This window comes from Shewanella sp. (assembly GCF_013214165.1).
GTDB lineage: Bacteria > Pseudomonadota > Gammaproteobacteria > Enterobacterales > Shewanellaceae > Shewanella.
In genome coordinates, this window is record NZ_JABSSM010000049.1 from 26,398 (window position 1) to 32,903 (window position 6,506).

6 protein-coding genes and 1 pseudogene are annotated in these 6,506 nt (G+C 48.9%); 5 read left to right on the forward strand and 2 right to left on the reverse strand.

The window, feature by feature from the left end; genetic code table 11:
- Position 1 precedes the first annotated feature (1 nt).
- The 4 genes from HRU42_RS14150 to HRU42_RS14165 all read left to right on the forward strand — a co-directional run bounded on the left by HRU42_RS14150 (position 2) and on the right by HRU42_RS14165 (position 4,593).
- The gene (locus tag HRU42_RS14150; protein WP_295031970.1) at positions 2-859 is read left to right on the forward strand and encodes an ABC transporter ATP-binding protein; all 858 of its coding nucleotides are present in this window, start codon (positions 2-4) and stop codon (positions 857-859) included.
- Positions 856-2,175, forward strand: a complete 1,320-nt coding sequence (locus tag HRU42_RS14155) for a hypothetical protein (protein WP_295031971.1) — start codon at positions 856-858, stop codon at positions 2,173-2,175. Before HRU42_RS14150 ends, HRU42_RS14155 begins: the two co-directional genes overlap by 4 nt.
- Before the next feature lie 128 nt (positions 2,176-2,303).
- On the forward strand, positions 2,304-4,100 hold the full coding sequence (locus HRU42_RS14160) for a long-chain fatty acid--CoA ligase (RefSeq protein ID WP_295031972.1): 1,797 nt from the start codon (positions 2,304-2,306) through the stop codon (positions 4,098-4,100).
- 88 nt (positions 4,101-4,188) lie between these two features.
- Positions 4,189-4,593, forward strand: coding sequence for a thioesterase family protein (locus tag HRU42_RS14165; protein WP_295031973.1), 405 nt, complete (start codon positions 4,189-4,191; stop codon positions 4,591-4,593).
- A 96-nt stretch (positions 4,594-4,689) separates the two neighbouring features.
- Here the strand turns inward: HRU42_RS14165 and HRU42_RS14170 are convergent, their stop codons facing one another.
- Both HRU42_RS14170 and mtnC read right to left on the reverse strand, forming a co-directional pair.
- The gene (locus HRU42_RS14170; protein WP_295031974.1) at positions 4,690-5,133 is read right to left on the reverse strand and encodes a thioesterase family protein; all 444 of its coding nucleotides are present in this window, start codon (positions 5,131-5,133) and stop codon (positions 4,690-4,692) included.
- A gap of 128 nt (positions 5,134-5,261) precedes the next feature.
- Positions 5,262-5,939, reverse strand: coding sequence for an acireductone synthase (gene mtnC, locus HRU42_RS14175; RefSeq protein ID WP_295031975.1), 678 nt, complete (start codon positions 5,937-5,939; stop codon positions 5,262-5,264).
- A 419-nt stretch (positions 5,940-6,358) separates the two neighbouring features.
- Here mtnC and HRU42_RS14180 point away from each other — a divergent pair.
- Positions 6,359-6,506, forward strand: a pseudogene (locus tag HRU42_RS14180) (transposase); the annotation flags it as partial.

The window sequence follows — 6,506 nt, forward strand, 5'->3', positions numbered from 1 at the left end:
GATGGATATGAACCAAGCGCCGATTCTTGAGTTTAACAAGGTTAGCAAACATTTTTCGGCTAAAGGCGAGGCCGCTAAGACTGCTATTAATTGCCTCTCAATAAAATTGTTTCCCGGCATGGTAGTGGGCCTATTGGGGAAAAACGGCGCCGGAAAATCGACCCTGATGCGCTGTGCGCTTGGGATCATAGAGCCAAGTTCGGGTGAGATCACCACCTTAGGAGAGCCGATTAGTCAATTGAGCTCAGAGGCTAAGGCGCAGATAGGGTATGTGCCACAACAAGCCTTCGGCTATGAAGGTTTCAGTGTCTCTAGGGCATTGGAATTACATCGAGGCTTCTATCCCGCGTGGGATCGGCAGCTTGAGAATACCTGGCTTGAGCGTTTCGATCTCGATTCTAAGCAACAAGTTCAACGCATGTCTGTGGGTCAGCGTCAGTCTCTGGCCTTGATCATGGCCATGGCCTACCGACCTAAGCTACTTATTCTGGATGAGCCTGTTGCTAGCCTAGATCCCATAGCCAGACGTAAATTTATGGCTGATCTGTTCGAACTGGCGCTTGAATCTGGCTCTGCTGTGCTGTTTTCATCCCATATCACCTCAGATCTGGAACGTGTCGCCAGCCATCTGGCACTCATGAGATCCGGCGAGCTGGTGTTGTTTAAGGAGATGGACTGTGTGCGCGAAGAGGTCAAGCTGCTTACGTTTGCAAACGGTGCAGATATCCCGGCAGGACTAAAGGTGCTTAACCAGTACGGTAACAAGGTGCTGGTGGATAATTTCTGCGATGTGAAGTATCCAGATATATCGGCTCAGTCACTGAATCTTGAGCAGCTGTTTATGGAGCTGCACAGATGAGTCGCACTAACCCAGAGCGGATCCAGGCTAGGAGTGATAATGGGCTCTGGCTGACATCCTTGCAGCGTCGATTCGCTGGCGTGATCCGCTTCTGGTGCTACGATCTTTTTAGTGCCAGCTTTATGGGAGTCGCTCTGTTGTTGGTGTGCTTGGTGCCGGTCATCGTATTGGTTAAACCCGAGGCATTGGCCCTGACCTTAGGCATGATGCAATTGTCAGTATCGGCGGCGGTGGCCTGGCAGTTGAATCGGTTAGCGGCGACAGAGTGGTCGATACTGATCCCTGAATATAGACGGAACATATTCTTTCAATGTGGCTTTATGTTGTTGGGGTCATTTATTATAGGCAGCCTAGTCTGCTTGCTGGTAGGCGTGGAGGGGGCATTTACCCAACTGCTGTTAGCGACGGGTTTAGGCCTGCTCTTTGTTTATTTATGCCAGAGACAACCGAGTGGCTATTATCTGTCTATCTTGCTCTATGTGCCTCTACACTTCGTTGACGCGATTGCCGAATATTTCTCTCCGGTGATGATGGCGGCACTGATGATCGCTAACCTGGCTTTAGTCTGGGCTATATGGAAGAGAGGGAGGGTAAGAGGTTGGCATGCGGATGCCAGGACTGTCTATCTCAACGCGCTGGTGATGGGAGGGATTTGGTTTCCGAGTGTTAAGTCTTACCCCTTGATCAGCAAGCTTGAACAGCAGCTTCATCCGGTTAATTTTTTCATTGGTCCCTTGCTGGCCCAGTTAATCATAGCCATGCCGATAATCACACTCATAGTGGCGGCGTTCGCTCAGCTGATGGGCGTGCAGACCCAGGTGCTGTTTATATTGGTGCTGTCTAGCTGTGTGGCTTGCACTATGGTGCATTGGAGCCGCATTCAATGTTGGCGAGCGGTGGAAACCTTATTTATGCTGCCAGGGTTTAGCGGCAAGCAGGGCTTGATAGATGGGTTTAATCGCGCTCAAATTAACTTGCTAATCTTGTTAACCTTGAGCATGGCGGTGACTGCGGCTCTGGTTGCATTGTTCAATCCAGCCATCACTTTTGCCATCTGGTCCCACTTCGTCTTGAGTACCTTCTTCGGTTGTGGTTTTCTCTTAGGGGCAGGCAGTGCGTGTAAGACGGCGTTACAGCTGTCCACCACTATGTTAATAATTATTGTTCATGGGGCTTGGGTTTCGGCAAGTTTACCTGTGTTTGCCGAAGAAACCGACGTTGGGTTATGGTTTGCGGGCGATCTCGTGCTAGTGGCCATTTCAATGCTAACTATATGCTGGGGAAGTAAAAAGTTGTGGCAAGGCGATCTGGTCTAGGGCCACAAGTTTGATAAATCTGTGGCTGAACTCACTAAGATTGAGCAATTGCTCTTATTTTTCTTGGGCCATTGGCGTAAAATGTCTGCAAACAGCAACACCTGTACGCTTAAAAAGGCCCCAAACATATGTCACTCGAGCAGTATCATTTAACACGATTAATCAAGAAGCAGAGCCTGCAACTCGGCGATGCTATCGCGCTCGAAGGATACGAAATGGCGGCCCCATGGCATCAGGTGAGCTGGAGCAATTTCGATAGCATCAGCTCCCAGGTCGCTCAAGCCTTGATTCATTTTGGCTTCGAAGCTCAAGACCGCGTGGCCATCCTTGCACAGAACATGCCTCAATGGACCTGTGCCGATATTGCTTGCCTCAAGACCCGCGCCGTTGTGGTGCCCATCTATCCAACCAGCACCTTCGAACAGGCGAGTTATATTATCGATGATGCCGAGGCGAAACTTATCTTCGCTGGCGATCAGGCTCATTATGAGATGGCCTGTAAGCTGACTGACGTATGTAGCAGCTTGATGCAGGTGGTGGTGTTCGATAAGAGCGTCAGCCTGCAAGACAATGCCAATCATCATTACTTCGACGACCTTATCGCCGACAACTATCCGCCAAAGACACTCATCGAGTTGGATAAACGACTCGAAGCGGCCAATTTAGATGATCTGCTGACCCTAATTTACACCTCAGGTACTACAGGCGAGCCCAAAGGCGTGATGCTGGATCACCGTAACATTGCTTCTATGGTGCGTCAGCACGATAGCTTCCTGCCATTTACGCCCGGTGACGTGTCTCTGGCCTTCCTGCCTCTGAGTCATGTGTTCGAACGTGGCTGGAGCTTCTATGTGCTCAGTCGTGGTGGCCATAACGTCTATCTGCAAAACCCTATGGCGGTCAAAGAAGCCATAGTCCAGGTGCGTCCACACACACTGTGTGTGGTACCCCGATTTTTAGAGAAGGTGTATAGCGCGGTACAGGATAAGGTCTCTAAGGCACCGAGTTCCCGTCAGAAGTTGTTCGCCTGGGCCATGAATGTGGGTCATCGTCAATCTGAGGTGGGTCAGGGCCGTGAGAAGGCATCACTGGCCTTGAGCTTGCAATGGAAATTGGCCGATAAACTGGTGTTTAGCAAGCTTAAGCAGGTACTGGGTGGACGCCTCAAGTTTATGCCTGTGGGTGGTGCCGCGCTAGATCCTACCGTGAGCGCCTTCTTCCAGAGTATCGACGTGCCTGTGTTGTGTGGCTTTGGCATGACAGAAACGACGGCCACGGCCACTTGTAATACGCTGGCTAATCGCGTTCCCGGCTCCAACGGTAATGCCATACCTGAGGTCGAGATAAAATTAGGCAAAGATAACGAGATCTTAGTGCGCGGTGATACCGTGATGCGCGGTTACTATAACCGTCCACAAGAAACTGCCGCTACCTTCGAAGATGGCTGGTTGAAGACTGGCGATGCGGGCCGTATCGATGAACAAGGCAACTTGTTTATCACCGACCGCATCAAGGAGCTGATGAAGACGTCTAACGGTAAGTATATCGCGCCTCAGCGCGTCGAGGGTAAGCTGGCTTGTTGTCCTTTCATCGAGCAAGTTGCCATAGTGGCGGATGCTAAGAACTATGTCACCGCCTTGATCGTACCCGCATTTGGCGTGCTGGAGGCTTGGGCTAAAGAGAAGGGGGTGCATTATGAATCGCATAGAGAACTGTTACGTCACCGACAAGTCATCGAGTCTTTCGAACAAAGACTCAAGACACTGCAGAGCGAACTGGCCGGTTTCGAGAAGATTAAGAAGTTTACTCTGCTAACGGAAGCCTTCTCCATAGACGCGGGACTCATCACCCCGACCATGAAGTTACGCCGTAAGGTGATTTATCATAAGTATGCTCGCGAGATCAGTGCCATGTATGGTAAATAGATCTGCTTCACATCTCTATGTATGTCACTGCGTGACGTTATCGAGTAATGATGCAGCTAGAACAAGAATAATAAGAGGATATTGAGATATGTCAGAGACTTTTTTTAGTTTAGCCATTCAGCCAAGATTCAACGAGACCGATGGTCTGGGGCATATTAACAACACAGTGCTTCCTGTGTGGTTTGAGGCTGCACGTGAGCCGGTATTCGAGATCTTCAATCCTAGCCTGGACCTGAGTCAGTGGAACCTGATAGTGGCGGGTTTTACCATAGCTTATACGTCGCCGACTCATTATGGCAAGCCTGTCAGCGTTAAGACCTGGATCAGCCGAGTGGGTAACTCTAGCTTCGAGGTGGCCCAGCAGAGCTGGCAGGAGGGTAAGATGACTGCAGAAGCTAAGACGACTCTGGTGCATTACGATTACGGCATAGATAAGAGTCAGCCGATTTCAGACGAGATTAAGTCTCAGCTTGCAAAGCTAACAGGTGAATAGTTCGCTTTGGTTTTTTATGAAAGCTGAGTTATTACTTTTGCGCATACCCACAGCTAGCCTCAACCTCGAGGTTAGCCGATTCAGTCCAGCTTAGACCTATGACTCAGCTTTCACTTCTTCATAGGTCTTGAGGGTCTCGACGAGTTCTGGGGTCAGTGTCGCCTTCTTGCCTGTCTTGAAGTTAAACATCACCACTTGTGAGCTACCTAAGGTAGTGATAGCGGCTTGTGCCTTGCTGAAAACCGTATAATGCATCATGAAACGGTCGGCCTTGATATCGCTAATCTTCACAGCGACTAACAAGGTGTCGGGAAAGGTGACCGGGCGCTTATAGCGGGCATGATTATCGCTCAGTACCGGGCCGACTTGCGTGGTTTGCAGATCGCCGAGCAGGTTTATCTGGCTAAAAAAGTCGATCCGAGCCGTCTCAAAATATTTGAAATAGATCACGTTATTCACGTGCTGTAGGGCATCCATCTCTCCCCAGGCTACGGTGATCTCTGTGTGGACAGGGTTTTGTGCGATAAACTCTTCTAACATGATGCCTCTCGTTATTAAAACGCTTGTTTAACTTAAGCGGCAGCATAGCAGCATGTCAGGAGGCGGACAACAGGTGTAAAAAAAGGGCACTCAATGCTGAGTACCCTTGTTAAAGTTTATGCTGTTAATTAGAACTTCAGTTCGGCAAAGCTAGTGATCTGCTTATGGCTGCCAGTACGTTGATCATCTGAGCGAACCATCTGTATGGTTCGCATTCCTGCTACTTCGGCCGCTTTAAGCTCTTCAACCACATCAGAGATAAATAGCACCTGCTTAGGCGCTAAGCTGATGGTGTTGATGATGTTGCTATAAGCCTGTTTGAATAGCTTGTTACCGGTACGGGTATCGAAATGGCCATCAAACTTAGGGGTCAGGTCGCCGCCATCACTGTGAGCAAACAGTAGCTTTTGGGCTTCTGCTGAGCCAGATGAGAAACTGTAAATGCGCATGTTTTGCTGCTTAATACCATCGATAGCCTGGATAAAATCAGGGAAAATATGACCGGTGAATTCGCCCTTGGCATATCCTTGCTTCCAGATCAGGCCTTGTAGTGTCTTAAGTGGCGTGGCTTTTCTGTCTTCGGCAATCCACAGCTGCAAGATCTCCACAACTCGTTCGAGAGACGCGTCGGGCTCTAGGGCAATATCTCTCACATCACAGATGCAGTTTTCTACTAAAACATTGTGTTCATTTTCTTTAAGAAAGTCGGGTAATGCCCTGGCGGAATAAGGAAAAAGCGTATCCTTAATAAAGCTAAGATCGGTTGTTGTACCTGCTGTATCTACAACTATGGCTCTGATACCCATGTTTACTCCATGATGTGTTCGGAATCGTTATTCCAGTAACTGATGAGGTTATTTCCGGTGTGGATCCTAAGCTGAAATGTCTGTTATTGCTAGACTAAACAGTGTGCAAAAAGTATTAAATTTATCGAATATGCGACATCAAGCGCCTTGATTGCACTAGCTGTATGACTCAGCCGAGGTAGAGCGTTTTAACGACCATCAAGTATGGAGACTTTTGAAATCCAGAGTCGCATCTCGCAGACTCTGGTTGCAGTAAGAGTGCATAGAAGGTCGTTCTTAGGTATCTGACCCATAGGGATAAATGGTGCGGGATAAATGGTGCGATAAATGGTGCCATCCATGTTAAGGATAAATGGTGAGATCATGAGCGCTGGTCTAAGCTGAATATATCGTTTCGTTAATATGATAAGTGAGTGGTTATGCCGCGCCCAAGAAGAACCCAAGTCAGTATCGAAGATACGTCCTGGTACCATTGCTGCTCACGTTTATGCCGCCGTTCGATGTTAATGGGAGATGATCCTTTAACCGGAATAAACTACGACCATAGGCGTGACTGGGTTGAATCGC

Coding starts and splice junctions, on each gene's coding strand:
- HRU42_RS14150 (WP_295031970.1), top strand. CDS start 2: ATGGATATGAACCAAGCGCCGATTCTTGAGTTTAACAAGGTTAGCAAA.
- HRU42_RS14155 (WP_295031971.1), top strand. CDS start 856: ATGAGTCGCACTAACCCAGAGCGGATCCAGGCTAGGAGTGATAATGGG.
- HRU42_RS14160 (WP_295031972.1), top strand. CDS start 2,304: ATGTCACTCGAGCAGTATCATTTAACACGATTAATCAAGAAGCAGAGC.
- HRU42_RS14165 (WP_295031973.1), top strand. CDS start 4,189: ATGTCAGAGACTTTTTTTAGTTTAGCCATTCAGCCAAGATTCAACGAG.
- HRU42_RS14170 (WP_295031974.1), bottom strand. CDS start 5,133: ATGTTAGAAGAGTTTATCGCACAAAACCCTGTCCACACAGAGATCACC.
- mtnC (WP_295031975.1), bottom strand. CDS start 5,939: ATGGGTATCAGAGCCATAGTTGTAGATACAGCAGGTACAACAACCGAT.